25 protein-coding genes and 1 tRNA gene are annotated in these 25,642 nt (G+C 67.1%); 14 read left to right on the top strand and 12 right to left on the bottom strand.

Going from position 1 to position 25,642, the window contains the following annotated elements:
* Positions 1 to 9: 9 nt before the first annotated feature.
* The 3 genes from EAO80_RS19845 to EAO80_RS14450 all read right to left on the bottom strand — a co-directional run bounded on the left by EAO80_RS19845 (position 10) and on the right by EAO80_RS14450 (position 1,813).
* The gene (locus EAO80_RS19845; protein WP_162994021.1) at positions 10 to 171 is read right to left on the bottom strand and encodes a DUF7838 family putative zinc beta-ribbon protein; all 162 of its coding nucleotides are present in this window, start codon (positions 169 to 171) and stop codon (positions 10 to 12) included.
* Positions 172 to 223: 52 nt separating this feature from the next.
* Positions 224 to 505, bottom strand: a complete 282-nt coding sequence (locus tag EAO80_RS14455) for a hypothetical protein (RefSeq protein WP_162994020.1) — start codon at positions 503 to 505, stop codon at positions 224 to 226.
* 75 nt (positions 506 to 580) lie between these two features.
* A complete protein-coding gene (locus EAO80_RS14450; protein ID WP_245998632.1) occupies positions 581 to 1,813 on the bottom strand; it encodes an MFS transporter in 1,233 nt (410 codons plus the stop codon).
* A gap of 125 nt (positions 1,814 to 1,938) precedes the next feature.
* On the opposite strand from EAO80_RS14450, the gene EAO80_RS14445 reads away from it, so the two are divergent.
* Positions 1,939 to 2,472 carry a cob(I)yrinic acid a,c-diamide adenosyltransferase gene (locus tag EAO80_RS14445; protein ID WP_122090579.1) on the top strand — a complete coding sequence of 178 codons (534 nt, stop codon included), beginning with the start codon at positions 1,939 to 1,941 and terminating at the stop codon, positions 2,470 to 2,472.
* On the opposite strand, the gene EAO80_RS14440 is transcribed toward EAO80_RS14445, so the two are convergent.
* A complete protein-coding gene (locus EAO80_RS14440) occupies positions 2,466 to 4,169 on the bottom strand; it encodes an adenine deaminase C-terminal domain-containing protein (RefSeq protein ID WP_122090578.1) in 1,704 nt (567 codons plus the stop codon). The genes EAO80_RS14445 and EAO80_RS14440 overlap by 7 nt on opposite strands.
* 128 nt (positions 4,170 to 4,297) lie before the next feature.
* Between EAO80_RS14440 and EAO80_RS14435 the strand changes: the two genes are divergently transcribed.
* Together EAO80_RS14435 and EAO80_RS14430 are read left to right on the top strand one after the other, a co-directional pair.
* A tRNA-Val gene (locus EAO80_RS14435) sits at positions 4,298 to 4,372 on the top strand.
* A 282-nt stretch (positions 4,373 to 4,654) separates the two neighbouring features.
* Positions 4,655 to 5,605 (top strand): AAA family ATPase, encoded by a 951-nt coding sequence (locus EAO80_RS14430; RefSeq protein WP_122090577.1) that lies wholly within the window; start codon positions 4,655 to 4,657, stop codon positions 5,603 to 5,605.
* Here the strand turns inward: EAO80_RS14430 and EAO80_RS14425 are convergent.
* The 4 genes from EAO80_RS14425 to EAO80_RS20660 all read right to left on the bottom strand — a co-directional run bounded on the left by EAO80_RS14425 (position 5,602) and on the right by EAO80_RS20660 (position 9,203).
* Positions 5,602 to 6,096, bottom strand: coding sequence for a DUF7519 family protein (locus EAO80_RS14425; RefSeq protein ID WP_122090576.1), 495 nt, complete (start codon positions 6,094 to 6,096; stop codon positions 5,602 to 5,604). The two genes, EAO80_RS14430 and EAO80_RS14425, sit on opposite strands and share 4 nt — an antisense overlap.
* Entirely contained in the window at positions 6,093 to 8,024 is a 1,932-nt protein-coding gene (locus EAO80_RS14420; RefSeq protein ID WP_122090575.1) for a DUF58 domain-containing protein, read from the bottom strand. Before EAO80_RS14420 ends, EAO80_RS14425 begins: the two co-directional genes overlap by 4 nt.
* Positions 8,021 to 8,920 (bottom strand): DUF4129 domain-containing protein, encoded by a 900-nt coding sequence (locus EAO80_RS14415; RefSeq protein ID WP_122090574.1) that lies wholly within the window; start codon positions 8,918 to 8,920, stop codon positions 8,021 to 8,023. Before EAO80_RS14415 ends, EAO80_RS14420 begins: the two co-directional genes overlap by 4 nt.
* Before the next feature lie 148 nt (positions 8,921 to 9,068).
* Positions 9,069 to 9,203 carry a hypothetical protein gene (locus tag EAO80_RS20660; protein ID WP_281273046.1) on the bottom strand — a complete coding sequence of 45 codons (135 nt, stop codon included), beginning with the start codon at positions 9,201 to 9,203 and terminating at the stop codon, positions 9,069 to 9,071.
* A gap of 119 nt (positions 9,204 to 9,322) precedes the next feature.
* Between EAO80_RS20660 and EAO80_RS14410 the strand changes: the two genes are divergently transcribed.
* The 3 genes from EAO80_RS14410 (at position 9,323) to EAO80_RS14400 (ending at position 12,713) form a co-directional block, all read left to right on the top strand.
* A complete protein-coding gene (locus EAO80_RS14410) occupies positions 9,323 to 10,084 on the top strand; it encodes a GNAT family N-acetyltransferase (protein WP_122090573.1) in 762 nt (253 codons plus the stop codon).
* Between the two features lie 38 nt (positions 10,085 to 10,122).
* Complete coding sequence (thrC, locus tag EAO80_RS14405; RefSeq protein ID WP_122090572.1) at positions 10,123 to 11,271, top strand: threonine synthase; 1,149 nt, start codon at positions 10,123 to 10,125, stop codon at positions 11,269 to 11,271.
* A 338-nt stretch (positions 11,272 to 11,609) separates the two neighbouring features.
* Positions 11,610 to 12,713, top strand: coding sequence for a glutamate-cysteine ligase family protein (locus tag EAO80_RS14400; RefSeq protein WP_122090571.1), 1,104 nt, complete (start codon positions 11,610 to 11,612; stop codon positions 12,711 to 12,713).
* A 3-nt stretch (positions 12,714 to 12,716) separates the two neighbouring features.
* On the opposite strand, the gene sucD is transcribed toward EAO80_RS14400, so the two are convergent.
* Both sucD and sucC read right to left on the bottom strand, forming a co-directional pair.
* Complete coding sequence (gene sucD, locus EAO80_RS14395) at positions 12,717 to 13,586, bottom strand: succinate--CoA ligase subunit alpha (RefSeq protein ID WP_122090570.1); 870 nt, start codon at positions 13,584 to 13,586, stop codon at positions 12,717 to 12,719.
* Positions 13,583 to 14,728 (bottom strand): ADP-forming succinate--CoA ligase subunit beta, encoded by a 1,146-nt coding sequence (gene sucC, locus EAO80_RS14390; RefSeq protein WP_122090569.1) that lies wholly within the window; start codon positions 14,726 to 14,728, stop codon positions 13,583 to 13,585. The genes sucD and sucC overlap by 4 nt, the downstream gene beginning before the upstream one ends.
* 171 nt (positions 14,729 to 14,899) lie before the next feature.
* Here sucC and EAO80_RS14385 point away from each other — a divergent pair, with 171 nt between their 5' ends.
* The 4 genes from EAO80_RS14385 to EAO80_RS14370 are packed head-to-tail and all read left to right on the top strand — an operon-like array spanning position 14,900 to position 19,360.
* Positions 14,900 to 16,534: an alkaline phosphatase family protein gene (locus EAO80_RS14385; protein ID WP_122090568.1), complete on the top strand. Its 1,635-nt coding sequence runs from the start codon at positions 14,900 to 14,902 to the stop codon at positions 16,532 to 16,534.
* A 48-nt stretch (positions 16,535 to 16,582) separates the two neighbouring features.
* A complete protein-coding gene (locus EAO80_RS14380) occupies positions 16,583 to 17,596 on the top strand; it encodes an ABC transporter ATP-binding protein (RefSeq protein WP_122090567.1) in 1,014 nt (337 codons plus the stop codon).
* Entirely contained in the window at positions 17,596 to 18,369 is a 774-nt protein-coding gene (locus tag EAO80_RS14375; protein ID WP_122090566.1) for an ABC transporter permease, read from the top strand. The genes EAO80_RS14380 and EAO80_RS14375 overlap by 1 nt, the downstream gene beginning before the upstream one ends.
* A 37-nt stretch (positions 18,370 to 18,406) precedes the next feature.
* On the top strand, positions 18,407 to 19,360 hold the full coding sequence (locus EAO80_RS14370) for an NADPH:quinone reductase (protein ID WP_122090565.1): 954 nt from the start codon (positions 18,407 to 18,409) through the stop codon (positions 19,358 to 19,360).
* A 17-nt stretch (positions 19,361 to 19,377) separates the two neighbouring features.
* Here EAO80_RS14370 and EAO80_RS14365 read toward each other — a convergent pair whose 3' ends face one another.
* Together EAO80_RS14365 and EAO80_RS14360 are read right to left on the bottom strand one after the other, a co-directional pair.
* Positions 19,378 to 19,962: a HalOD1 output domain-containing protein gene (locus EAO80_RS14365; RefSeq protein ID WP_122090564.1), complete on the bottom strand. Its 585-nt coding sequence runs from the start codon at positions 19,960 to 19,962 to the stop codon at positions 19,378 to 19,380.
* Positions 19,963 to 19,966: 4 nt separating this feature from the next.
* Positions 19,967 to 20,857: a DUF7504 family protein gene (locus EAO80_RS14360; protein WP_122090563.1), complete on the bottom strand. Its 891-nt coding sequence runs from the start codon at positions 20,855 to 20,857 to the stop codon at positions 19,967 to 19,969.
* Between the two features lie 316 nt (positions 20,858 to 21,173).
* On the opposite strand from EAO80_RS14360, the gene EAO80_RS14355 reads away from it, so the two are divergent.
* The 4 genes from EAO80_RS14355 to EAO80_RS14340 all read left to right on the top strand — a co-directional run.
* Positions 21,174 to 22,529 (top strand): sodium-dependent transporter, encoded by a 1,356-nt coding sequence (locus EAO80_RS14355; protein ID WP_122090562.1) that lies wholly within the window; start codon positions 21,174 to 21,176, stop codon positions 22,527 to 22,529.
* Positions 22,530 to 22,622: 93 nt separating this feature from the next.
* Entirely contained in the window at positions 22,623 to 24,167 is a 1,545-nt protein-coding gene (locus EAO80_RS14350; RefSeq protein WP_122090591.1) for an acyl-CoA carboxylase subunit beta, read from the top strand.
* A complete protein-coding gene (locus EAO80_RS14345; RefSeq protein WP_122090561.1) occupies positions 24,164 to 24,421 on the top strand; it encodes an acc operon protein in 258 nt (85 codons plus the stop codon). Before EAO80_RS14350 ends, EAO80_RS14345 begins: the two co-directional genes overlap by 4 nt.
* Before the next feature lie 21 nt (positions 24,422 to 24,442).
* Positions 24,443 to 25,642 (top strand): acetyl-CoA carboxylase biotin carboxylase subunit (locus EAO80_RS14340; protein ID WP_122090560.1); only part of this gene is annotated, 1,200 nt, incomplete at its 3' end.

Below are 25,642 nucleotides of genomic sequence, written 5' to 3'. Positions count from 1 at the left end.
AGATCGTCCTCAGACTTGGCTGGTGTCGATACCGTTGATCTTGACGAAGCCGTAGTCGCACTCGGGGCAGTGCCACTTGACCTTCTCGCCCAGATGGAGCGTCGTGCTCGCCGCCCGGTAGAACGTCCGTTCGGTGCCACAGTCCGGACAGTCGTGGTCGAGTTCCTGCATACACCTCGTTGGCACGCCGTCGCGCTTAACCGTGGTGATTCACCACCCGCCTTCAGTTCGCGGCCACCGGCGTCGGCAGCGCGTGGCGATAGCAGGTCCGCTCCGCCGTCCGGAGGACGATCCGGTCCCCCTCGTTGTCGGATTCGATGTCGATCGTCGGCTCGCTCTCGACGGGCAGGCGGAGCTTGCAGACGTGCTTGTACGGCGTCTCGGTTGCCTCGGTTCGCTCGAAGGTCCGAGTACCGAGCGAGCGCCCCGTCTCCCGCTCGCTGAGTTCGATCCGGTAGGCACCGTCGCGTCTCTCGATTTCGATGACCGCCGGTCGTTCCATCATGGATAATCGTCCTCGACGAGAGGATATAAAGATAATCTGAGGTGTCGTCGCGTAGCACGCGCGGCGTGGTAGCGGTTAGCTTCCAAGCGAGGTTCGCGGGCTGATACTGCCGGTCTGGCGGTGAACCCCGTAGACGAGGATCGCGCCGGCGACGAGCGGGATGACCGCACAGGCGGCATAGACGGGCGCGAATCCGACCGACTCGACGAGAGGTAGCGAGAGCACCGGGCCGAGTCCGCCGCCGACGTCGCCGAGCACGTTGTTCGTCCCCATTGCCCGGCCCATGCGCTCGTCGGGGGTCAGATCCGCGAGCAGGGCGATCATCGGGCCGCTGGTCCCGCCCTGGCCCGCGCCGATGAACACGCAGGCGACGACGAGCCCCGCCACCGACCCGGCCGTCGTGAGCAGGACGAACCCGACGAAGGAGACGACGAGGAAGGCAAGCAAAACGGGAACGCGGGCACCGAGTCGGTCGCTCACGACCCCGCCGCCGAGCATCAACACCGACGCGGAGAGGACGGTAACGGCCATGAGAACGCCCGAGGAGGCCTGCGGGCCGGAGCCGAACACCGAGAAGTCGTTGGCACCCAGAAAGAGGACGAGCGTCGAGAACAACGCGCCCAGATACGCGAAGTAGAGCCCGAAATTGACCAGCCCGACCGTGAGCGCGGGGACGGTCGTTTCGATCTCCCACGGTTTGATCGTCTCCTTCGAGTCGCTGACGTGCGTTTCGGGGATGGTCGCGTAGGCGAGAACGCCCGCGACGAACGCGAACGCCGCCGCGAGTGAAAACGCCGTCGGAATGGAAAACAGCTCGCTGACGACCCCGCCGAGGACGAGGCCCGCGGGAAAGCCGAGCGTCATGCCGCCCCGCACCACGCCCATGTTCGTCCCCCTCGACCGGCCGGTGCTGACGTCGGCGGCGATGGTGTAGGCGGTCGCGAACACCAGCGCGCTGCCGATCCCCCAGATCACCCGCGCGAGGAGGAACCACGCCTCGGGGTAGGGAGCGATCATCGCGACGATGTAGCCGAGGGTGGCGACGGCCTCGACGAACAGCCCCGCGATGAAGGGCGTTCGGGTGCCGATCCGGTCGACCAACGCCCCGGCGGGCGTGTTGGCGACGGTTCGGGTGAAGCGATTCGCGCTCAGGATGAACCCGACGAGGAACGGCGAGATTCCGAGGACGGCCCCCAAATTGGGGAGGATCGGGAAGACGACTCCGCCGCCGAAGCCGACGAAGAACGTACTGAGGATGACCGCGAGAACGACCGCGTGTTCGCGCTTCACGGCGGGGACGGCCTCCACTCGTGGGGTTCGACGGGACGCATGGACGCTGTACCACGGTCGCGCTCTTAGGGGTTATCGCCTCGGCACCGACTGCCGGAAGTCCGGCCCTCAGGAGCTAAGTACTCGCCCGTCTTCCGGCCGGTATGAAGGTCTACACGGGCCGTGGCGATGAGGGCCAGACCGACCTGCAGAACATGGACCGGGTCTCGAAGACGAACGCCCGGATCGAGGCCTACGGAACCGTCGACGAGGCCAACGCGCTGATCGGAACCGCACGCCCGACGGGCTACGACGACGTCGACGACCAGCTCCGGGGGATCCAGAACCACCTCCACGTCGTGCAGGCCGACTTCGCGAACCCCGAACCGGACGAGGACGACCACCGCGTGCGCGAGGACCACGTCGAGGAGCTGGAGGGGTGGATCGACTCGTACGACGACGAACTCGACCCCCTCCAGCAGTTCATCCTCCCCGGCGGGGGCGAGACGGGCGCGACGCTGCATCACGCCCGGGCGGTCGTCCGGCGGGCCGAACGCCGGGCGGTCGGACTTGCCGAGGAAGAACCGATCAACGGGACGGCGGTCGTCTACCTCAACCGGCTCTCGGACGCGCTGTTCGTTATCGCGCGCGCGGTCAACAAGCGCGACGGGGGTCGCGAGGAGAACCCGACCTACTGAACGCCGACGATCTCTCGATCCAATACGTCGGCGTAGCCCGAAAAGGAGAGTTTGAGCGAGGGAACCCCCGGAAACGAGAGCGTTTGTACCGTCAGCAGCGGGTTCTCGACGGTGACTCCGCGCGCACGAAGCGCGCTCTCGACGGTGCCGATCAGGGTCGCGGTCTCCTCGACGTCGAGGTCCGAGCAGGTCCCGCCGACCCTGAGTGGCAGTTCGGCGACGATCCCGTCGTCGGCGACCGCCCAGCCTCCGCCCATCTCCGCGACGCGTGCCGCGGCGCGGGCCATTTCGTGCTCGTCGGCCCCGACGACCGCGACGCCGGGGCGTTCCCAGGTCAGCGAGGTGGCCGCCGCCCCGGATTCGAGGCCGTATCCGGTGAGAAAGCCGGTGAAGCCGCCGTCCTCTCCGGGACGGCGATCCAGAAGGGCGGCCTTGAGCACGCCTCTCTCAGGATCGGGGCGAAACTGGACGTCCTCGCTTGGCGGCGAGACGCACGTTTCGCCCGTCAACAGCCCTTCTTCGACCGAGATCGCACGGGCCACCCCCTCCGAAGCCGGTACCGAGAACGTCTCGGGACTCACCGAAAGCGAGACGCTGTCGTAAAACTCCGCGGGGTACTCGCGGTTTCGTGGGCCGACGGTGGCCGAACCGTGCCTGACGACGACCTCGCCGCCACTGATGACGGTCTTCACTCGTACCTCCTCGATATCCGAGAGCACGACGATGTCCGCGACGCTGCCCGGCGCGAGCGAACCCCGGTCGTCGAGTCCGAAGTGCCGCGCCGGCGAGAGCGTCGCCATGCGGATCGCGTCCGTGGGAGCGATCCCGGCCTCGATCGCGCGGCGAACCACCCGGTCCATATGGCCGTCGGTCAGATCGCGCGGCCAGAGTCCGTCCGTCGACAGCGAGCACTCGGCGGGATCGACCCGGTCGATGGCTGCGGCGAGCGCTTCGATGTCGTCGCGGACCGAGCCGCAGCGCCCGACGACGTGGAGCCCGTTCTCGGCGCGCTCGATGACCTCCTCGCGGCTGATCGCCTCGTGGTCGTTGTCGATGATCGAGGAAAACGCCGTGAGCTTCCCGCCGCGACAGCCGGCGGCGTGGCCCGTCACCGGCTTGCCGAGTTCGCGTGCGCGCTCGTAGAGCGCCTCGGCGGGCGTGTCGCGACCGACCGCGTGGATCCAGTCGGTTTCGCCGACGCCGACGACCCGGTCGTCGTCGAGCAGGTCGATCAGCTGGCTTGCCTCCTCGCCGGTCGTCAGCGGAGGTTCGAACGTGTCGAACAGCCCGACCGGCGAGAGGGCAGCCCGCACGGTGACGGGGAGGTAGGCACTCGCCACGAGGAACTCCTCGATTCCCTGCGGGCCGAACGCCCCGAAGCCCGAACACTCCGAGATCACCGTCGTGGTGCCGCCTTCGAGCGAGTGGTGATAGGCGAGTTCATAGCACTGAAACAGGTCGAGGTGGGTGTGGGCGTCGATGAAGCCCGGGACGACGGCCTGGCCGTTGGCGCCGAGCACTTCGGTGTCGGGACCGATCACGGGGTCGGCGTCCTCGGGGAGTGCCGCGACGCGGTTGTTGACGACCGCGACGTCCCGCGACTGGAACTCGCCGAGTTCGGGGAGCAACACCCGCCCGCCCGCGACGACGAGATCCGCGGGTTCGGCTTCGAGTGCGACCGGCTGGAGGTCGTTCATCGGCTGATCACTGCCTCGTTGCACGTCATTGGTACGTGATACCGGAGCGGGGACTAAACCTGTTGTGTCGCGGCGGGCGCAGGGTGAGACAGAATCCTTAAGTCCGGTGCGGAGGAACTACCCGCTGCGGGTTGGTGATCTAGTCCGGCTATGATACCTCCTTCACACGGAGGAAGTCGGCGGTTCAAATCCGCCCCAACCCATGAGCATTTTCGACGAGCGTAGCGAGGAGAAAACGCGCAATGGGGAGGAAGGATTTGAAGCAGGAAGCAGCTTGCTGCGACCGAGTTTCCAACCCACTGAGTGTTCTCCGACACATCCTGCGAACACCGCGAGCGACAGCGAGCGTGTGTGAGCAACCCCGTGCCGGAGAACCGAAGCGTCGGGCGGTTTGAATCCAGAGAACGATTGAAGCGAAGTCCTTGAGATTCAACTCTGCCCCGACCGGGAGACCTATTCCCACGGCCCGTGACCACCAGAATGAAATGGAGATCGCCGACGCCACCGCCGAATGCGAGCGCGTCCTCGAAGCCGTCGAGGGGGCGGTGATCGCCGACCGCGCCGTATTGGAAACGGTCCTGCTCGGCACCCTCGCACGCGGGCACGTACTGTTGGAGGACGTCCCGGGAACCGGAAAGACCCTCGCCGCTCGGAGCCTCGCGCGGGCGCTGGGGCTCTCGTTTTCGCGGGTCCAGTTCACGCCCGACCTCCTGCCGTCGGACATCACGGGCACCCACGTCTTCGACGAGCGCGAGCGGGGCTTCGAGTTCACCGAGGGGCCGATCTTCGCGAACGTCGTGCTGGCCGACGAGATCAACCGCGCGCCGCCCAAAACTCAGAGCGCGCTACTCGAAGCGATGGAGGAGCGCCAGGTGACCGCCGACGGCGAGACCCGCGCGCTACCCGAACCCTTCCTCGTGATCGCGACCCAGAACCCCGTCGAGCAGGACGGCACCTTCCCGCTGCCCGAGGCGCAGGTCGACCGCTTCCTCGTCAAGACCTCGCTGGGCTATCCCGACCTCGACGGCGAGCGCGAACTGCTGGCCCGGCGGGCCGACCGCACCCGCCGGGCGCCGTCGGCCGAGCCCGTCCTTTCGCCTGACCGGGTCGAGGCCCTCCAGGGGATCCCCGAGACCGTCCGGGTCGAGGGGGACCTACTGACCTACATGGTCGAGCTCTGTCGGGCGACCCGGGAGGATCGGCGGGTCGCAGTCGGGGTCTCGCCGCGTGGCACCCAACGGCTGTTCGAGGCCGCACGCGCCCGGGCGGTCCTTGCTGGCCGCGAGTACGTCACCCCTGACGCGATCAAGACGGTCGCCGAGCCCGTACTCGCCCACCGACTCGTGCTGACGCCGGACGCGCGGGTCGCCGGGATCGAAAAGCGGGCCGTGATCGAAGGGATCGTGGAATCACTCCCCGTCCCGACGGTCGATTAATCGAGCGTTTCGAGCAGTAACACCGCCGCCACCAATAGAAAGACCAGCGCGGCGACGGGCTGCTCGCCGGTCCCCATCCGATAGAGCCCGTAGCCTGCACCCGCCGTAGCCAGCCCGACACCCGCGCTCGCGACCGCGTGGACCGCCTCCAGCCGTTCAGTCCCTGCTTCCCGGCCGAGCTGGCGCCCGATCACGATCGCGTTGATCCCGACGTCCCAGGCGAGCACGGCGCCCGCCACGCCCGCGAGCACCGTGGGTACCGGCGCGCCCTCGACCCCGGCCGCGAGCGCCCCGCCGGCGAGCCCGGCTGCCCCGAGGGTCACCGGGCGAGTCGTTCCCCGGGCGAGCCCGGTCGCGAGGAGCAGGAAGCCGATGGCGCCGAGGCCGAGCGCGAGCCAGGAGTAGAAGCCACTCGACAGCACGGCGACGAGCGCCGCCACGAGCGAGACCCGCCGGCTCAGCGGCGCCGGCGATCGGTCGACTCGGTTCATCCCGACCCCCGCTCACCGTGGCGGGCGAGCGCGGCGTCGAGCGGTTCGCCTGCCTGCCAGTCGATCACCGGGATCCCGGCCCGCCGGAGCGCGCTGATCCGGAGCGTTCGTGAGACGGCCGCCAGCCGGTGGCCGGGCGTTCGATCACCCGTCGGGTCGGGGCTGAGGACCGTGACGGGGTAACCATGCTCGTCGAGCCGGCGGGCGAACCGGTCCGCGGAATCGTCGACCAGCGGCGTACAGAAAACGACCTGCGTGCCCGGCGACAGCCGCCGGCGGAGCCGCCGTCGCGATCGGAACCAGCCCGAGGGGGTCGCCGGCGGGACGGACGAGAGGGCGGGATGGGTCGCGAGCAGCTCGCGCGCCGCCGACCGGTGGTCGCGTCCGGTCCCCGGGGCGAGCCAGCAGGGCTCGTTACTGAGAGCGGCGATCCCGATCCGGTCGCCGGCCGCCGAGAGCGTGGCGAACAGACTACCGGAGGCGTCGACCGAGCGATCGACCGCGTGGGACTCATCGGGAGCGGGTGCCCGGTAAGCGGATTTGCGGGCGTCGATCAGGACGACGACCGTCGCGGCGCGTTCCTCGCGGAACTCGACGGTGGTCAGCTCGCCCGTCCGGGCCCGGCGGTTCCAGTCGATCCGCCGCAGGGGATCGCCCGGGCGGTACTCCCGGGTCGCGTGGAACTGGGTCCCCTCGCCGCCCCGCCCGGTCTCGACACGGCCGGCGTACCGCGTGGCCTGCCGGCGGAGCGCCAGGGGCTCCCCGGTCCCGCGAAGCGGGGGCACGCAGGTCAGCGTCGTCTCGGCCGCGAGCAGCCGCTCCTCCTCGGTCGCGCCCGCGAGGTCACGGGCGACGAGGAGGGCCGGCCCGAACTCGTGGACGCCCCGACGGACGGTCACGCTGTAGGAGAACGTCGCGCTCTCGCCGGCCCGCAGCGCCGTTCCGAGCCGGGGCGAGCCCTCCGCGACCGAGAGTGCCTCGGGCACGCCGTCGACCAGCCTGAGATCGGGCAGGAACCGGCCGCTCTCGTTTGTGACGGTCACCTGCACTGAGACCTCGTCACCGGGTGCCGGCTGGGGGTCCTCGACGACCCTGTCGGCCGAGACTCTTCCCGGTGAAAACGCCGACGAGCGTGCGTAGGCGGCGTAGCCGACGCCGACGGCCCCGGCGAGCAACACCGCCGGCTGCTCGACGAGGATGCCGAGCCCGATCCCGGCGAACGCGAGCGACCCGATCCCCTGCCAGCGTTCCGTCGGGTGTGGTCCGCGGGCGATCACCCAGTCCTCGAACTCACGGTTCGTCCCCGTCGAGAACCGGGCCGGGCGGTCCCCATCGACGGGCGGACTATAGCCGTTCTCCGAGCGGCCCTCCCCGCCCATCCCGGCCACCCCGGCGATCGCGTCGACGGTCCGTCGGATCCGCCGGTCGCGCGCGGACTCCCGGCGTGCGAGGTCCCGAATTCGATCCCACCGGGCGGGCTCTGGCGCGCCCTCGCCGCCGAGGAAGGCGGCCGCGTAGGGGTCGTCGGTCCAGATCCCCTCCTCGATCCGCGTTTTCGCTTCCGTTTCGGGAAGCCCCTGGTACTCCCGGAGGACGGCGACCGCCGCCGCCCGGAGCCCCTCGCGGGCCCGGGTTCCGCGGTAGTACCCCTGCCGATCCCCGATGAACGCCCCGACGGCGGAGTCGAACTCCTCGCCGGGCGCGGGAACCGAGAGCGAAAGCTCCGGGTCGGGGGTCGTCGCCTCGTCGAGGTCGGTGCGCCGGCGGGACTGGACGGCCCGAAGCGCCTCGACCACCGCCAGCAGCCCGACCAGCGTGACGACCGCCGTGCCGAGGTCGAGCCCGATAGCGTCGGGGACGAGGATCGACGCGAGGCCGAGCCCCAGCGCGGCGAGGCCGAGGACCAGTAGAAGCCGGCCGGTGTTCACCGTTCGTCCTCCGCGTACCGGCGCTCGATCCGCCGGAAGGTCTCGACTGCGCGGTGCTCGTACTCCTCCGAGGCGGCCCGCTCCCCGTACCGAACGTCCTCGAACAGCCGGGTCAGCTCCTCGACGTCCTTTTCGGCGAGCCCAGCCGCGACCGCCCGGTCGGCGAACTCCCTGGGCGTCCGGGCCTCGGAATCCGAAGCGTCGAGCAGCCCGGTCATCTCTCGCCAGGCGCGGTACACCTCGTTTCCGTGTTCGGTTTCACGGCTCGCGACCCGGTCGGCCGCCCGTCCCGCCGCCCGGCCGACGGCCGCCGCGTCGGCATCGGGACCGGAGCCGGTCTTCTCGGGTTCGGGTTCCGCGTCACTCGACCGACCCACCAGCGCGATCAGTCCCCCGACGACCGCGAGCACGAGGACGACCCCCGATAGAACCGACGGCGTCGACGGGCCAGTCGAGTCGCCCGCCGCCCCGTCCCCCCCACTCCCGCCGCCGAACGGGCTCCTCGACCCGGGGTCGAGCGGTGGGGAGAACTCCCCGCCCAGGTCGGCGACCAGTTCGAAGAGGAGGTAGATGAGGGCGAGCAGGAGCGCGAGCGCGACCAGCAGTGCTAGCGCCTCGCGCCGGTGGAGAAAGGCGTAGACGAGGAGTACGAGGGACGCGAGCACCGCCAGCACCGTCAGGAGCTCCGTGAGGTAGGGGACCACGATCGTTTCTCCGGGCGATCCGGGTTCGGGCGGCGGGAGCGGACCGCCCCCGCCCTCCCCCCCACCGATACCGTCCCCGGACCCCGGCGAGCCGTCCTCGGTGGTCACCGTGGACCCGAGGGTCGCCGCGGCGAACGCGACCGCGAGCAGGGCGAGGGCGGCGATCAGGGCGGAACGGGTGGCGTCGTTCATCGGTTGCGGGGCCGACCGACCGGGCGGGACCGGTCCACCGGCCGTCGTCTCGGTATACGCGCCGAATGACGTGACGGCTCCAAGAAGCTTTCTCCCGTTCGGATCCAGTGTAGCCCGTCCCCCGCGAGCTCCTCGGAGTCGACCCGGTCTAGCCGAGGAGGCCGACGGCGACGACGAGCCGATAGAGGAGCCCGATCACGAACAGGGTAATCAGCAGGGTCGTCACGACGGGGACGATCGGCGAGAGCTTCTCGCGCTCGAACCCGAGCTCCTCCTCTAACATACCCGGAGGTGTCGGCGGCGGTTCATAAGCCTTCCTCGGCGGTCCGCCGCCACGGGGAGCGCCACTAGCTGACGACGCTCGCGGAAAACAGTTTAGTAGCGAGCCGCCACAATCGAGGTATGGAACTGAGAGACGCAACGCGCTCGGACGTCGAGGCGGTCCGCGAAGTGGCTCGCCGCTCGCTACAGGACTCCTACGCGGACTTCCTGGACGAGGAAACCATCGACGACGCCGTCGAGCAGTGGTACGGCGACGGTCGCCTCGAGGAGCTGATCTCCGACGAGGCCGACGACGTCTACATTCCCGTCGTCGAGGTCGACGGGGAGATCGTCGCCTTCGCGCAGTGTTACCTCGTCGAGTTCCCCGAGCGCGTCGGCGAGATCCACTGGCTGCACGTCGATCCCGACCACCGCGGCGAGGGCTACGGTTCGCAACTCTACGAGCACGTCCGCGACATTTTCGAGGAACAAGGGATCGACCGCTTCAAGGGGTTCGTCTTCGCGGAGAACGAACCCGGCAACGAGTTCTACGAGCGCCGGGGCTACGACGACGCCTACACCCACACCCAGGAGATCGCCGGCGAGGAGCACACCGAGAACGTCTGGGTCGACGTTCCCGAGGGCGAGCAGTACCGTCGCGCGGTCGAACCCCACGAGGACGAGGAGGGCAACACCCTCTACGTCGCCTACCGGGAGGCCTCCGTGGGATCGCGGGGCGCCTTCCACGTGTCGTACATGGACGAGAGCTTGGAGAAGCGCTACGGCTGGTTCTGCTCGGCCTGCGAGAGCTTCGACAACGCGATGGACGCCTCGGGTCGGGTCGTCTGTAACGAGTGTGGCAACACGCGTAAGGCGACGCGCTGGGACGCCGCGTACCTCTGACCAGCAGGCTCTTTTTCCCAGTCGTCGTCGCGTGCGGTATGACGACCGTCCAGTGTTACGACTGCGGCCGTTCGTTCGACTTCGACGAGCGAAAACGCTGTCCCTGCGGCGAGCCCCTCTGGTTCGAACCCGAGCGCTTCGAGTGGCCCGCCGGGCGCGATCCGGGGATGTGGCGCTACGCCGACGTGCTTCCCGCCGAACGTCCCTCGGGCGTCGCGGCGGCCGCCGGCGGCACGCCGCTGGTACGGACGCCACGCCTCGACCTCGGCGGCGTCGAACTGTACCTGAAGGACGAGGGCCAGAACCCGACGGGGAGCTTCAAGGACCGCGGCAGCGCGCTGGCGGTTTCCTACGCCCGCGAGAACGGGATCGACCGCCTCGGAACCGTCTCACACGGCAATATGGCGATGAGCACCGCCGCCTGTGCCGCCGGTTCCGGGCTGGACTGTACGGTCTGCGTTCCCGGCGACATCCCCGACGAACGCCTCTCGCACATCGCACACTACGAGCCCGATATCCTGCGCGTCGAGGGCGACTACGGCCGTCTCTACGAAGAATCCCTGAGAATCGAGGAGGTCGAGTTCGTCAACTCCGATACACCGCTTCGGGTTGCGGGCCAGCGGACGGTCGCGTTCGAGATCTGTGAGGCGTTCTCGCCCGAGGTCCCCGACGCGATCGTGCTTCCCGTCTCCAGTGGCGGCCAGTTGAGCGGCATCTGGCGGGCGCTTTCCGAACTCCGAGTTGCCGGGCTGATCGAGCAGTTCCCGCGGTTGTACGCCTGTCAGTCGAGTGCCTGCGACCCGATCGTTCGGACGTTCGAGGCGGGCGAAACGGAAGTGGAACCGGTCGAGGCTGAAGGGACGATCGCCTACTCGATCGCCAACGCCGACCCGCCCAGCGGAAACCGGGCGCTTGCGGCGCTGCGCGATACGGACGGCGGGGCGATCTCGGTCTCCGACCAGGAAACCCGTAGCGCCCAGCGGCGGCTCGCACACGCAGGGGGGTTCCGCGTCGAGGCCTCCTCGGCGGTCGCGTACGCGGGCCTCGAACGACTGGCCGAACGCGACGAGATCGTCACGGGTGAACGGGTCGTAACGATCCTCACCGGCAACGGGTTCAAGGAGTCGAGCGAGACCGAGGTGGACGCGAGGACGATCGAACTCGATGATCTGACCCGGGTGTTGTAATGCCGAGAGCGTAACCGATCGACCAGGTGATGTCGGTGGCTGTGTTGACGTCTGTATTCTAAAGTATGCCGAATAGGACCGTTCGTGGATGGATAGTCCGCACACTTAGATTTATTAACTGTCGATACATTCTAACTACATGGTCGAACCATTCGATTCGTCCGTCATGGATGTCGGGATCACGGAGTCCGGGGGTGTATCATCGCTCGATCCACCGAAGTAGCACGGACGGTCTTCGAGACACTCGATCCCGGACCGACCCACACGGCGCCACCGTGGCGGTGCATCGTTGTCGACGAACAAGCGCGGGTGATGCGGTCACGGAGCCAACCAACACAATGAAAACGAGCGTCGAAGTCGAGTACTGGGTGATCGACCGGGAGGGCGAGCTGTGTACGCCCGGTAGCCTGACGGGGATCTCGCCACAGGTCGAAGAGGAGTTCGTCGACTGTCTCCTCGAAATCAAGACGACACCGTGTGAGTCAGTCACCGATCTCGCCACGCAGTTCACCGGGCTGTTAGAGGAAACGCTGCGCGAGGCGAGGTCGCGTGGTAAGGGACTCGTCCCGTTGGCGACGCCCCTGGCCTCAGATGCGATCGAACAGCTGCCCGGCGACAGAACCCGGATCCAAGAGCGGGTTCTCGGCGACGATTTCGAGTACGCGAAACACTGTGCGGGCACGCACATTCACTTCGAGAAGCGCCGCGTCGTCGACCAGTTGAACACGCTGACCGCGCTCGATCCCGCACTCGCGTTGGTGAACTCCTCGCCGTACTACAGGGGCCAGCGGGTCGCCGCCGGCGCGCGTCCCTACATCTACCGGAAGAAGGGGTACGAGAAGTTCCCCGATCACGGTCAGCTCTGGAACTACGCCGGGAGCGTCGCCGAGTGGGACGACCGGCTCGAACGGCGCTACGCCGAGTTCGAACGGGCGGCGATGGATGTCGGTGTCTCCGACGAGGAGTTCGAGGCGTGCTTCACGGCCGACGATGCGATCTGGACGCCGATACGGCTGCGCAAGTGTTTCCCGACCGTCGAATGGCGCTCGCCCGACGCCACGCTCCCGAGCCAGATCCTCCAGCTCGCGGGCGAGATGTACCCACTGGTGGACGAGGCGAGCCAGGTGGATGTCCGCGTTGAGGGCGACCTCGGGCTCGTCACCGACGATACGATCACGCTTCCGGAGTTCGAGGCCGTTCGCGAGTACACCGACGCCGCGATTCACGAGGGGCTCGAATCGGATCGTGTCCGCGAATACCTCGAGCGGATGGGGTTCGACACCGGGGCCTACGATCCGCTCACACGGCGGATCGATACGGGAGCGTCGATCGACGACACCGACGCCCGCACGCTTCGGCTCGAGTACGCGGCCGCACTCGAACGCGACGTCGCCCGGCTCTCCGGGCGCGGACAGCGCGTGCACCGAAAACAGAACGCCTGAGGGCTACAGCAGCTCCTCGACGTTGTCGGCGACCTCCTCGGGGGTGTCCCCGACGGGGACGCCGGCGTCGTTGAGCGCGTCGATCTTCGATTCTGCGGTACCGGTCCCGCTGCCCGAAACGATCGCACCGGCGTGGCCCATCCGCTTTCCGGGCGGGGCGGTCCGGCCGGCGATGAAGCCCGCGACCGGGGTGTCCATGTTGTCGGCGATGAACTCGGCGGCCTGCTCCTCGTCCTCGCCGCCGATCTCGCCGCACATGACGACCGCGTCGGTCTCGGGGTCGTCCTCGAAGGTCGAGAGCGCGTCGACGAAGGAGGTTCCGATGATCGGGTCGCCACCGATCCCGATCGCGGTCGACTGGCCGAGTCCGCGGTTCGTGAGGTTGTCGACGACCTGGTAGGTCAGGGTACCAGAGCGCGAGACGAGCCCGACGTTGCCCGCCGAGAAGATGTCCCCCGGCAGGATGCCCAACTTCGCCTCGCCGGGCGTGATGATTCCCGGACAGTTCGGCCCGATCAGCCGGGTATCGACCTCCGAGAGGCGCTTGTAGACCTTGCTCATGTCCTGGGTCGGGATCCCCTCGGTAATCGCCACTGCCAGATCCAGTTCCGAATCGAGCGACTCGAAGACGGCGTCCGCGGCGAACGCGGGCGGCACGAAGATCACCGAGGCGTCGGCGTCCTCCTCCCTGACTGCTTGGCTGACGGTGTCGTAGACCGGCACGCCGGCTACTTCTTGGCCGCCGCGGTTGGGCACCGCACCCGCGACGACGTTGGTGCCGTACTCCATCATCTGTTCGGCGTGGAACTTGCCCTCGCCGCCGGTGATGCCCTGTACGACCACGCGGGTGTCGTCGTCGACTAGAATGCTCATGCGTCTCCCTCCTGTGCGTTCTCGACGGCACGCTGAACCGCTTCCTCCAATGTCTGTTCGACCTGCACGAGATCCGCGTTCAGGATCTCCATGCCCTCCTCGGCGTTCGTCCCCGCAAGCCGGACGACCACCGGTTTGGGGATCTCCTCGAACTGTTCGAGGGCGTTGTTGATCCCTTTCGCGACCTCATCCCCTCGAGTAATGCCGCCGAAGATGTTGAACACGACCGACTCGACGTTCTCGTCGGAGAAGACCATGTCAAGCGCGTTGGCGATCCGGTCTGCCTTCGCGCCGCCGCCGACGTCGAGGAAGTTCGCGGGCTCGCCCCCATAGTAATCGACGAGGTCGAGGGTCGTCATCACGAGACCCGCACCGTTACCGATGATGCCGACGTCGCCCTCCAATCGAACGTAATCGAAGCCGTACTCGCCGGCCTTTCGTTCGAGGTCGTCGGTGTAGGACTCCTCCTCCATCTCGGCCAGTTCGGACTGGCGAAACAGCGCGTCCTCGTCGATGTTCATCACGGCGTCGGCAGCGATCACTTCGCCGTCGCTCGTGACCATCAGCGGGTTGATCTCCGTGTCGCTGGCGTCCCGATCGTCCCAGAGCGAAAAGAGCGTCGTGAGTACGCTCGAGACGTCGCTTGCGACCTCGCGGTCGATCCCGGCGTCGTAGACCGCGCGGCGGGCCTGGTACGGCTGGAGACCGAACGCGGGGTCGACGTGTTCGCGGGCGATCGCGTCGGGGTCCTCCTCTGCGACCGACTCGATGTCCACCCCACCTTTCTCCGAGACCATCGCGACGGGTTTCCCCTCGCCGCGGTCCATCGTTACGCCGACGTAGAGTTCGTCGACGAAGTCGACGGCCTCCTCGACGAGCACGCGATCGACGGTGTAGCCCTTGAGGTCCATCCCGAGGATCGAGTCGGCGGCCTCGCGGGCCTCCTCGTCGTCCTCGACGAGTTCGATCCCGCCGGCCTTGCCGCGACCGCCGACCTGTACCTGCGCCTTGACGGCGACCGGGTAGCCGACCGACTCGGCCGCAGCGAGCACCTCGTCGGTGCTTTCTGCGAGCTGCGAATCGGGTGTCGGGATCCCGGCGTCGGCGAACACCGACTTCGCTTGGTATTCGTGAAGCTTCATGCAGCTATACCCGTGTTCGGTGACCGCTTAAATCCCGCTCATATCGGTTCCCGCACGCGCCGAGTAACGCCCGCCGACCGTCCGATAGACCGCGTTTATGTGCCAGCTAATCGCTCGTTCGTCGGATTACATGATCCATAATAAGGGCGCGAGCCGTTCTTCGGTATACGCATGACACCGGACCACAGTGAGGGGGACGTCGATACGCTGTTGATTGGGATCGACGCCTGCAGTCGGGGGATACTCGAACCGTTGTTCGAGGAGGGGCGCGTACCGACGATCCAGTCGATTTGGGAGGGGGAACCGAGCGGGACGCTCGAATCACAGATCCCGCCGTGGACCGCCAGCGCGTGGCCCTCGCTGTACACGGGGACGAACCCCGGCAAACACGGCGTGTTCGACTTTCTGACCTACGACGGCTACGACTGGGGGGTCGCGAACGCGAGTTCGGTCGACGAACACTCGCTGTGGGAACTGCTTGACCACCACGACAAGCGAAGCGTCGTCGTCAACGTTCCGATGACCTACCCGCCAAGCGAGATCGACGGGGCGGTCATCCCCGGCTTCACTGCCCCCGAAAACCCGCCCTCCCATCCCGAGGGGATCCTTGAGGAGGTCCGCGAGGCGATCGGCGAGTACACCGTCTATCCGACGCCGGGCGGCGAGGCCGACGCCTTCGAGGAGTACGTCGATTCGGTCTCGATGCGAAGCGACGCGTTCCTGTATCTCGCCGAGAGGTTCGAGCCCGATTTCGGGTTCGTCCAGTTCCAGGTCACCGACACGGTCTTTCACCAGTACGGCTACCAGGAGGAGCTGGTCACGGAGATCTACGAGGCGGTCGACCGGGAGGTCGAGCGGATCCTCGAGGAGACGGATCCGAACGTCGCGCTGCTCGTGAGCGACCACGGCCTCGGGAAGTACGAGGGCAGCGAATTCCGCCTCAACACCTTCCTCAGGGGGCACGGATACGTCGAGACGACCCGCAGTGCTGCGGGGATGCCCTCCTGGCAGACGGTTCGTGAGCAGTCGCTCAGGAAGGGCGAGGAGACGACCGAGCGCGAACCGACGCTGCTCGAACGCGGAGTCGCGTCCGCCGCGAACTTCGGCGTGACGACCAGGAAAATCGGTCGGACGCTCGAACGCGTCGGTCTCAACGACCTGGCGAAACGCCATGCGCCCGCCGGAATCGTCAAGGCCTCCGACGAACAGGTCGACTTCGCCGCCTCGGCCGCCTACATGCGTTCGCGCGTCGAGACGGGCGTCCGGATCAACCTCGAAGGGCGCGATCCGGAGGGCGTCGTTTCCCCTGAGGAGTACGAGGACGTACGCGACGAACTGATCGGGCTACTTTCGGGGGTTCGCGCCCCGGACGGCGAGCGCGTCTTCGAGGACGTCGCGCGCGTCGAGGAGTACTTCGAGGGGCCGAACGTCGATCGCGCGGTCGACGTCATGACCGTACCCAACGACTGGAACTACTTCCTCTCGGCCCAACTACGCGACGAGCTGTTTGCCTCGCCCGCCGAGCCGTGGAACCACAAGCTCGACGGCGTCGTGATGGCGGCGGGCCCCGGCATCGAAACCGGGGACGGGGACGAGGAGATATCGGGTGCCCACCTCCTCGACATCGCCCCGACGGTCCTCTCCGCGCTCGGGGTTCCCCGGAGCGACCGCATGGACGGCGAGCCCCTGGGGCTGGTTCCACCGTCCGACGAGATGACGTATCCCGAACGCGAGGCGGGGACTCGAACGACCACCGCCGATGGGGACGTCGAGGGTCGGCTTTCGGATCTTGGCTATCTCGAATAGGCTTCCGCATCCGTCGCGCTTTATCGTTGCGAGCGCCTCGACCCGGTAATGACACTGGCGATCGAAGCGAGAGGACTCGAAAAGGAGTACGACGACGTCCGGGCGCTGGACGGTCTCTCCCTGTCGATCGAGGCCGGGGAGTTCTTCGGACTGCTCGGACCGAACGGCGCGGGCAAGACCACGTTCATCAACACGCTGGTCGGACTCGTCAGAAAGACCGGCGGCGAGGTGCGCGTGTTCGGCAACGACGTCGAGGACGACTACCGGGAGGTGCGCGACTCCATCGGGCTCGCCCCCCAGGAGTTCAACGTCGACCGCTTTTTCCCGATCCGCGAGGTGCTGCTGCACAAGGCGGGCTATCACGGTATCAGCGGCGAGGAGGCCGAACGCCGCGCGGACGAGGCGCTGAAGCTCGTCGGGATCTACGAGAAGCGAAACACCCGCTTCGACTGGCTCTCGGGCGGGATGAAGCGTCGGCTGCTCCTCGCGCGCGCGATCGTGACCGAGCCCGACCTCCTGATCCTCGACGAGCCGACCGCGGGCGTCGACGTCCAGTTGCGCCACGACCTCTGGGAGGTGATCAACCGGCTGAACGACGAGGGGACGACGATCCTGCTGACCACCCACTACATCGAGGAGGCCGAACGCCTCTGTGACCGGGTCGCGATCATGGACGCGGGCCGAAAGGTCACGGTCGCGACGCCCGACGAACTCATGGCGCGTGGAAGCGATACGGTCTCCGTCGAACTGCGCGACCCGCCCGCGAGCGCGCCGGATATCGACCGCGAGATCGAGGCCGTCGAGGAGGTCCGACTGGAGGGGAGTCACCTCGTCGCGCGCGTCGCCGGCGGTGGCGGTCGGGTCGCGCCACGCCTGCTCAACGCGCTCGAAGCGCGGGGCCACGAGATCACGGATATCGAGATCTCGCGCACGTCGTTGGAGGAGATATTCGTCGAACTCACCGAGGGCCAGGGCGGGAGCGACGACGCGGAGGCGTCCGAGGAATCCCACGAAGCCGACGAGCCCGACGAACCCACCCGCCTCGCGGGGGAGGCGCGCTGATGGTCGCCAACCCGCTCTCGGCGCGCTTTTACACGCTGCTCGAACGCGAGGTCCAGCGGTTCGTCCGTCGGCCGTGGAACACCTTCCTCCCGCCGATGATCACGAACGTGTTGTACTTCTCGGTGTTCGGCGTCATCCTCGGGACGCGCATTCAGGAGATACAGGGCTTCTCGTACATCCTCTTTCTCCTGCCCGGACTCGTGGTGCTGGGGGCGATCTCGAACGCCTTCGAGAACGCCTCGTTTTCGATCTTCCACGGGCGCTGGAACGAGTACATCCACGAGACGATCACCTCGCCGCTTTCGTACACCGAAATGGTGCTGGCCTACGTCCTCTCCAGTGCGGCCCGCGGGGTCGTCGTCGGGGTCATCATCGCAGTCATCGGCGCGTTCTTCACGCCAGTGGGAGTCGAACAGCCGTTCTATCTCGTCGCGTTCATGTTCGTCGTCTCGCTGCTGTTCGCCGCCCTCGGGATCATCGGGGGATTGATCGCCGACGATTTCGATCACCTCACGGTGATGAACCAGTTCATCCTTCGACCGTTGGTCTTCTTCGGCGGCGTCTTCTACTCGCTCGAGATCCTGCCGTCACTGTGGCGGACCGTTTCACTCCTGAACCCGATGGTCTACATGGTAAACGGCGTCAGGTACGGCTTTCTCGGCTACTCCGACGTCGATCCGAACGCCGCGCTTGCGGTCCTCTCGGGGCTGACGCTCGCCGTGGTCGCGCTCGACATCGCCATGTTCGCGCGGGGCTACGGGCTGACGGACTGAACAGTAAGGCTTTGTTCTCCGGCTTCGATTCCTGGGTATGCGTGCGGTACGATACCACGATCATGGCGGTCCCGAGGTACTGGACGTAGACGACATCGACCGGCCGGAGCCGGGCGGGCACGAACTGCTCGTGCGTGTCGAGGCTGCCGGGGTGAACCCCGTCGACACCTACTTCCGCGAAGGGTCGTTCCAGCCCTCCCAGTTGCCGATGACGCCCGGCTCGGATTTTGCGGGTATCGTCGAGGAGGCCGGCGACTGGACGCCTGGCTTCGAGGCGGACGACCGGGTGTTCGGGACCGGCCTCGGCAGGGATCACCAAGGTTCCTACGCCGAGTACGTGCTCGTCCCGACGGACCGGATCGCACACCTCCCCGAGAACGTCGGATTCGGTGCGGGCGGCGGGGCGGGCGTCGCCGCCGTGACCGCCTGGCGCGCGCTGATCGACCACGCTGGCCTCGAACCCGCCGAGACCTGCCTGATCCACGGCGGCTCCGGTGGGGTGGGCCACGCTGCCGTCCAGCTCGCCGCGGCGACCGGTGCGGACGTACTCACGACCGCCTCGCCCGAGTATCACGAGGCCTTGGAAGGGCTGGGCGCGGACGCGGTCTTCGACTACGCTGATGAAAACCTCGAAGAAGTAGTCGGGGAGTACGAACCGGCGGTGATCCTCGACCATCGCCTCGACGAGTACCTCGACTTCGATGCGGCGGTCGCCCAGCAGGGCGCGCGCATCGTCGGGATCGGGAACACAGTACCGGAAGCAGGCTGGGAGAACGTCCCGGCCGCCCGCGCGAAGGAACTCCGGGTCCACCTCATGAGCATGTTCAACACGCCGGACCTCTCCCGTCCCTTGGAACGGCTCGCGACGCTCATGGAACGCGGGGAGCTTTCGATCCGCGTCGAGCGAAGCTACTCCCTCGAAGAAGCGGGCGAGGCCCAGCGTGCGGTGCTTGAGGAGAGCTTCCTGGGAAAACTACTGATCGAGCCGTAGAACACTCCTCGTCCTTTTCAGTCACCGACGTAGTACCACATCGCGTTGCCCTTCGCGATGTCGGGACAGGCGCTCAGACCGGGTTTGACGATCGTCTCCCACCACCCGCCGTCGGGGATCGAGTACCCGCCCGGATAGCAGGGATAGACCTCGCGGATGAAGTCGCTCCGCCGGGCACTGCCCTGGTTGCGGAGGAAGCAGTACGCCGCCCGGATCGCCCGCCTGCGTTCGGTCTGTTCGGCCCCGGTTCCGGGGACGTACCGCTCCTCGACGAGCCGTCGGATCCGGTCGGGGACGTCGCGTTTCGGGAGGCGTGGCCGGTCGGTTTCGACGACGATCCGGCCGCTGCCGTAGATCTCGACCGAACAGTCCTTGTACCGAAACGAGAGCCGTTCGTCGTCGGCCGCGTCCTCGACGTGGGCGCGGAGTTCGTCCGTGTCGACGACCGATTCGAGTGGCGGGACGAGGTCCATCGGGGCCTCGTCCCGCGCGGCGGCGATCGCCGCCGTGACCGACACGACGGGCGACGTGTCGGCCGCGGGCGGGTGGTGTGTCTCGTGTTCGGTCGAACCCGTCCTACTGATCGAGTCGTCCTTTGACATGGTCCTATCTCGCGCCGCCGTTCCTCCGTTCGAGCAGCCCGTCGATACGTTCCGGCTCGACTGCGAGCTCGACGATCCGCTCGTCCCACTCGACGTTTACGAACCCCGCGTCGGCGAGCTTCGGGAGGCTCGCGTGATAGAGGTCGATCTCGATGAGCCGGGCGTTCGCGGGGTCGTACCCGTCCGGATGGCGGGCGTTCTCGTTTGCGGCGACCCGCCCGGCGAGCGCGTCGGCAGAGAGCCGTCCCTCGGCTCTGAGCGCCCGCAACACGAGTTCCTCGCGCGAATCCGCCGCGACGGCGGGTCCGTCCGCCTCGATCTCGACCACGCGGTCGAACGCGCTTCGGATCATCGAGCGGGTGTGCTCGTCGTGATCGCGCGGGTCGAGGCGCGCGTAGGCGACCGTTCCGGTCATACGCAGGCGTTCGGCGAGCGACTCGACGAACGCGATCGTGCGCTTGGCCCCGACGTGCTCGATCACGGGCGTCAGCGATTCGAGCCAGATCAGCGTCTGCTGGTCGGTGTGAAGCCACTCGGTGATGTAGAGGTTGATAGCCGTGTAGAGCTCGTCGAGGTCGCTTGGGCGCTCGACGGCCGTCAACGGCAGGTCCGCGCCCTCGTGGCTCGGGTGGTCGGTCGTCAGTGGGTCGATGGGCGTTCCGAGTCGAATCGCGCCGGTCTTCATCGGAAGGGTGCCGAGTTGCTGTTCGCAGGCGTCGATCCATTCGAGCGGGTCGAGATGGGTCGTGATCGCGAGGACGTTCACCGACTCCGGATCGCGCTGGTCCCAGATCGGACCCCACGACTCGCCGTGGGGACCACAGAGCAGCACGGTCGCCGGGCTGTCACCCTCCTCGGCGACGTCGCCCGGGATGGAGGACTGGGAAGTCTGCATTGACTCTACACTCAACGCCGACCGGGAAGTAGCTTGTCGTTCCGGTCTCGGTATCGCCGCTCGGACGGGCGGGTAGCACTGGTGACCGGCTCGTTCGGCAGTGCGATCTGTGAAGGCTTCGTCAAGGCGGGTGCGGCGCGGTCTACGGCGAGGCCTGATACATCCATTCATTGGAACGTTCGAGTTACTGGGAACCGACTCCGTATCGAACACCTACGCTTGCCGGCGATTCGATTCGCCTGGAAGCCAGCAGAAATCATGTCATCTGGTTCCCTCTATCGGTGGGTTTATAACAGACGGAGCGAATGATGGCCCCATGTCACAACGTGAAACATGGGCGACCAGAACGGGGTTCATCCTGGCCGCCGTCGGCAGTGCGGTCGGTCTGGGGAACATCTGGCGGTTCCCGTTCCAGACCTCGGCCAACGGTGGGGCAGCGTTCCTCGTCGTCTACCTCGCGGCGGTGTTGCTGATCGGTATCCCGGTGATCCTCGCGGAGTTCTCGATCGGTCGCCGGGCGAACGTCGACGCCGTGAAGGCGTTTCGCACCCTCGACCGCCCGAGTTGGCGCTTCGTCGGTGCGATCGGTATTCTCGCGTCGTTCTGGACGCTGTCGTACTACAGCGTCGTCGGCGGCTGGGTTACCCGCTATATCGCCGGCAGCGTCACCGGCAACGCGCTCGCGGCCCCCGAAAGCTATTTCGGCGCCGTCTCGGCTGGCCTCCCCGCGGTCCTCACGCACGCGATCTTCATCGCGATCACGATCGGCATCGTCGCCTTCGGCATCGAGCGGGGGATCGAACTCGCGACGAAGTTCATGGTCCCGAGCATCGTCGTCCTGCTGCTCGTACTCGCGGGCTTTACGGCAACGCTCCCCGGCGCAGGTGAGGGATACGCCTTCTTCCTATCGCCCGATTTCGGCGTGATCGCCGAGAACTGGCAGTCGATCCTGCCGGCGGCGTTCGGACAGGCGCTGTTCTCGCTGTCGCTCGGCTTCTCGGTGATGATCACGTACGCGTCCTATCTCGGCCGCGATGACAGCCTCTTCGCCGACGGGTTGGCCATCGCGGTCACGAACACGTTCGTCGGCGTGCTCGCGGGGCTCGTCGTCATGCCGCTACTGTTCGCACAGGGCGTCCCGCCGGGCGAGGGCGGTGCCGGTGCCGTGTTCGTCGCCATCCCGACGGCGCTGGCCGAACTCCCCGGCGGCGACCTCCTCGCACAGATCGTCGGGGTCGTCTTCTTCGGCGTCGTCTTCATCGCGGCCCTCTCGTCGGCGATCAGCCTGCTGGAGGCCGCCGTTGCCTACGCCGTCGATACGTTTGGGGTCGCGCGCGCGCCGGCCGCCGTCGGGCTGGGGATCGCCGGGTTCCTCCTGGGAATCCCCTCGGCGCTCGACACCGCGTGGCTCGACTGGTTCGACGGACTGGGCGTGACGCTGTTCCTGCCGCTTGCCGTGCTGGCGGTCGTCGTGTTCGTCGGGTGGATCATGGGCGACGAGGCGATCGACGAACTCGAGCGGGGCTCCTCGCTGGGCGTCGGCCCGGCGTGGCTGTGGTCGCTCCGGACGTTCGTCCTCGTGGTCGTTCTGGTAGTCGTCGCGCTCAACTTCAACGACCTGTTTCTCACGCCCGAGACGGGCTATTATATCGTCCCGGCGCCGCTGCAGTAGCCCCGCCCGGGCTCGATCGTGCGGAACGTTTTTGATCGCCTCCGTAATGGGTTGGCGTATGCTGAACCGTGAAGGACGGTGGTGGCGGTGACCATCGACGACGACATCGAGGAGCTCCGCGAGCTGAAGGCCGAGGCCGAGCTCGGCGGTGGGGAGGACCGTATCGAGTCCCAACACGAGAAGGGAAAGATGACTGCCAGAGAGCGCATCGAGTACTTCCTCGACGACGGGTCCTTCCACGAGTTCGACCAGCTTCGGACCCACCGGAGCCACAACTTCGGAATGGAGGAACGGAAGATACTCGGTGACGGCGTCGTCACCGGCTACGGCGACGTCAACGGGCGAAAGACGTTCGTCTTCGCCCACGACTTCACCGTCTTCGGGGGCTCCCTCGGGGAAGTGTTCGCCGAGAAGATCTGCAAGGTGATGGACACCGCCATGGAGGTCGGTGCGCCGATCGTCGGGTTCAACGACTCGGCGGGCGCACGAATCCAGGAGGGAGTTACCTCGCTGGCGGGCTTTACCGATATCTTCCACCGCAACCAGAAGGCGAGCGGCGTGGTTCCCCAGATCTCGGCGATTATGGGGCCGTGTGCGGGCGGGGCGGTCTACTCGCCCTCGATCACGGACTTCGTCTTCATGGTGAAGGACACGAGCCACATGTACATCACCGGTCCGGGGGTGATTGAGACGGTCACCGGCGAGCAGGTCACTCAAGAGGAACTGGGCGGCGCGCGCACCCACGCGAACAAGACCGGCGTCGCGCAGTTCGCCGCCGAAAGCGAGAAGGCCGCGCTCGACGACATCAAGCGCCTGCTGTCGTACGTCCCACAGAACAACGTCGAGGACCCGCCGCGGGTCGAGCCGTGGGACGACCCCGATCGCCGGGACGAGTCGCTGAACGGGATCGTCCCCGACGAGCCCCGCAAACCCTACGACATGGTCGACGTGATCGACGGCGTCACCGACGAGGGGGCGTTCTTCGAGGTCGCCCCCGAATTCGCGAAGAACGTCGTCGTCGGCTTCTCCCGACTGGACGGCCATTCCATAGGGGTCGTCGCGAACCAGCCCCGTGCGAACGCCGGCACCCTCACCGTCGACGCGAGCATGAAGGCCTCGAGGTTCGTCCGGTTCTGTGACGCGTTCAACGTCCCGATCCTGACGTTCGTCGACGTTCCGGGATATATGCCCGGCACCGACCAGGAACACCGGGGGATCATCCGCCACGGCGCGAAACTCCTCTATGCGTACTCGGAGGCAACGGTACCGTTACTGACGGTGATCACCCGCAAAGCCTACGGCGGCGCGTACTGCGTGATGGCCTCGAAACATCTGGGCGCGGACGTCAACTACGCCTGGCCGACGAGCGAGATCGCGGTGATGGGCCCGCAGGGGGCGGTGAACATCCTCTACCGGCAGGAACTCGAGGAGGCCGAGGACACGGAGGCCCGGCGTCAGGAGCTGATCGACGAGTACCGCGAGGAGTTCGCGAACCCCTACACCGCCGCCGACAGGGGCTTCGTCGACGACGTGATCGAACCCGCCGACACCCGCCCGCGGCTGGTCGACGACCTCGAGATGCTGCGCTCGAAACGCGAATCCCAACCGGAGAGGAAACACGGAAACATCCCGCTATGAGCGAGGGCGATACCACGCTTTCGATTCCCGAAAGCGCCAGCGAGGCCGAGGCCGCGGCGATCGCGGCGGCAATCGGGTCACACTTGCGCGACCAGGAGGCCGCTGCGGGCGGCGAGGCCGAACCGACCTGGGAGGGCGAGCGCTGGACCTTCGCGGGCCGGATCGAGAACACCCAAAGCAGACGGGTGCGCGTACCGAGCGGCGCGCCGACCGACGGCTGGGCGGCGGCGGGTCGAACCGACAGAATGAGGTAACTTACGCCGAGACCATCAACAATGTTTAGGAAAGTCTTAGTCGCGAATCGAGGTGAGATCGCCGTTCGCGTCATGCGTGCGTGCGAGGAACTGAACGTCAGTACGGTCGCCGTCTACAGCGAGGCCGACACGGATTCGGGTCACGTCCGCTACGCCGACGAGGCCTACAACGTCGGGCCGGCGCGGGCGGCCGACTCGTATCTGGATCACGAGGCGGTGATAGAGGCCGCCCGGAAGGCCGACGCCGACGCGATCCATCCGGGCTACGGCTTCCTCGCGGAAAACGCCGAGTTCGCCGCGAAGGTCGAGGCCGAGGACGCCATTACGTGGATCGGGCCGAAAAGCGACGCGATGGAGCAACTCGGCGAGAAGACCAACGCCCGCCGGGTCATGCAGGAGGCTGGGGTGCCGATCGTCCCCGGGACGACAGACCCCGTCACCGACCCCGAGGAGGTCAAGGAGTTCGGCGAGGACCACGGCTACCCGGTCGCGATCAAGGCCGAGGGCGGCGGCGGCGGTCGCGGGATGAAGATCGTTCAGGGCCCCGACGAAGCAGCGGATCAGCTTCAAAGCGCGAAACGCGAGGGAGAGGCCTACTTCGACAACGATTCGGTCTACGTCGAGCGGTTCCTCGAGAACCCACGCCACATCGAGGTCCAAATCCTCGCGGATCACGAGGGCAACGTCCGGCATCTGGGCGAGCGTGACTGCTCGCTCCAGCGCCGTCACCAGAAGGTCATCGAGGAGGGGCCCAGTCCGGCACTGACCGACGACCTCAGGGAGAAGATCGGCGAATCGGCCCGCCGCGGGGTGAGTGCCGCCGAGTACACCAACGCCGGCACCGTCGAATTCCTCGTCGAGGAGGACCCGGAACGGGAGGACGGCGAACTGCTGGGTTCGGAGACGAACTTCTACTTCCTCGAAGTGAATACGAGGATTCAGGTCGAACACACGGTCACGGAGGAGATCACGGGTATCGACATCGTGAAGTGGCAACTCCGGGCCGCCGCCGGCGAGGAGATCGACTTCGGGCAGGACGACGTGGGAATCGACGGCCACGCGATGGAGTTCCGGATCAACGCCGAGAACGCCGCCGAGGAGTTCGCACCCTCCCCGGGTGGGAAACTGGCGATCTACGATCCGCCGGGCGGGATCGGTGTGCGGATGGACGACGCGCTCCGGCAGGGCGACGAGATCGTCACGGATTACGACTCGATGATC

The sequence above is a fragment of the Halalkalicoccus subterraneus genome, assembly GCF_003697815.1.
Taxonomy (GTDB): Archaea; Halobacteriota; Halobacteria; order Halobacteriales; family Halalkalicoccaceae; genus Halalkalicoccus; species Halalkalicoccus subterraneus.
This window is presented reverse-complemented; position numbering and strand designations above follow the sequence as displayed.

Excerpts from the sequence above, each read along its gene's own strand:
- EAO80_RS19845 (WP_162994021.1), bottom strand. The coding sequence starts at position 171 with ATGCAGGAACTCGACCACGACTGTCCGGACTGTGGCACCGAACGGACG.
- EAO80_RS14455 (WP_162994020.1), bottom strand. The coding sequence starts at position 505 with ATGATGGAACGACCGGCGGTCATCGAAATCGAGAGACGCGACGGTGCC.
- EAO80_RS14445 (WP_122090579.1), top strand. The coding sequence starts at position 1,939 with ATGAAGGTCTACACGGGCCGTGGCGATGAGGGCCAGACCGACCTGCAG.
- EAO80_RS14440 (WP_122090578.1), bottom strand. The coding sequence starts at position 4,169 with ATGAACGACCTCCAGCCGGTCGCACTCGAAGCCGAACCCGCGGATCTC.
- EAO80_RS14430 (WP_122090577.1), top strand. The coding sequence starts at position 4,655 with ATGGAGATCGCCGACGCCACCGCCGAATGCGAGCGCGTCCTCGAAGCC.
- EAO80_RS14425 (WP_122090576.1), bottom strand. The coding sequence starts at position 6,096 with ATGAACCGAGTCGACCGATCGCCGGCGCCGCTGAGCCGGCGGGTCTCG.
- EAO80_RS14415 (WP_122090574.1), bottom strand. The coding sequence starts at position 8,920 with ATGAACGACGCCACCCGTTCCGCCCTGATCGCCGCCCTCGCCCTGCTC.
- EAO80_RS20660 (WP_281273046.1), bottom strand. The coding sequence starts at position 9,203 with ATGTTAGAGGAGGAGCTCGGGTTCGAGCGCGAGAAGCTCTCGCCGATC.
- EAO80_RS14410 (WP_122090573.1), top strand. The coding sequence starts at position 9,323 with ATGGAACTGAGAGACGCAACGCGCTCGGACGTCGAGGCGGTCCGCGAA.
- thrC (WP_122090572.1), top strand. The coding sequence starts at position 10,123 with ATGACGACCGTCCAGTGTTACGACTGCGGCCGTTCGTTCGACTTCGAC.
- EAO80_RS14400 (WP_122090571.1), top strand. The coding sequence starts at position 11,610 with ATGAAAACGAGCGTCGAAGTCGAGTACTGGGTGATCGACCGGGAGGGC.
- sucD (WP_122090570.1), bottom strand. The coding sequence starts at position 13,586 with ATGAGCATTCTAGTCGACGACGACACCCGCGTGGTCGTACAGGGCATC.
- sucC (WP_122090569.1), bottom strand. The coding sequence starts at position 14,728 with ATGAAGCTTCACGAATACCAAGCGAAGTCGGTGTTCGCCGACGCCGGG.
- EAO80_RS14385 (WP_122090568.1), top strand. The coding sequence starts at position 14,900 with ATGACACCGGACCACAGTGAGGGGGACGTCGATACGCTGTTGATTGGG.
- EAO80_RS14380 (WP_122090567.1), top strand. The coding sequence starts at position 16,583 with ATGACACTGGCGATCGAAGCGAGAGGACTCGAAAAGGAGTACGACGAC.
- EAO80_RS14375 (WP_122090566.1), top strand. The coding sequence starts at position 17,596 with ATGGTCGCCAACCCGCTCTCGGCGCGCTTTTACACGCTGCTCGAACGC.
- EAO80_RS14370 (WP_122090565.1), top strand. The coding sequence starts at position 18,407 with ATGCGTGCGGTACGATACCACGATCATGGCGGTCCCGAGGTACTGGAC.
- EAO80_RS14365 (WP_122090564.1), bottom strand. The coding sequence starts at position 19,962 with ATGTCAAAGGACGACTCGATCAGTAGGACGGGTTCGACCGAACACGAG.
- EAO80_RS14360 (WP_122090563.1), bottom strand. The coding sequence starts at position 20,857 with ATGCAGACTTCCCAGTCCTCCATCCCGGGCGACGTCGCCGAGGAGGGT.
- EAO80_RS14355 (WP_122090562.1), top strand. The coding sequence starts at position 21,174 with ATGTCACAACGTGAAACATGGGCGACCAGAACGGGGTTCATCCTGGCC.
- EAO80_RS14345 (WP_122090561.1), top strand. The coding sequence starts at position 24,164 with ATGAGCGAGGGCGATACCACGCTTTCGATTCCCGAAAGCGCCAGCGAG.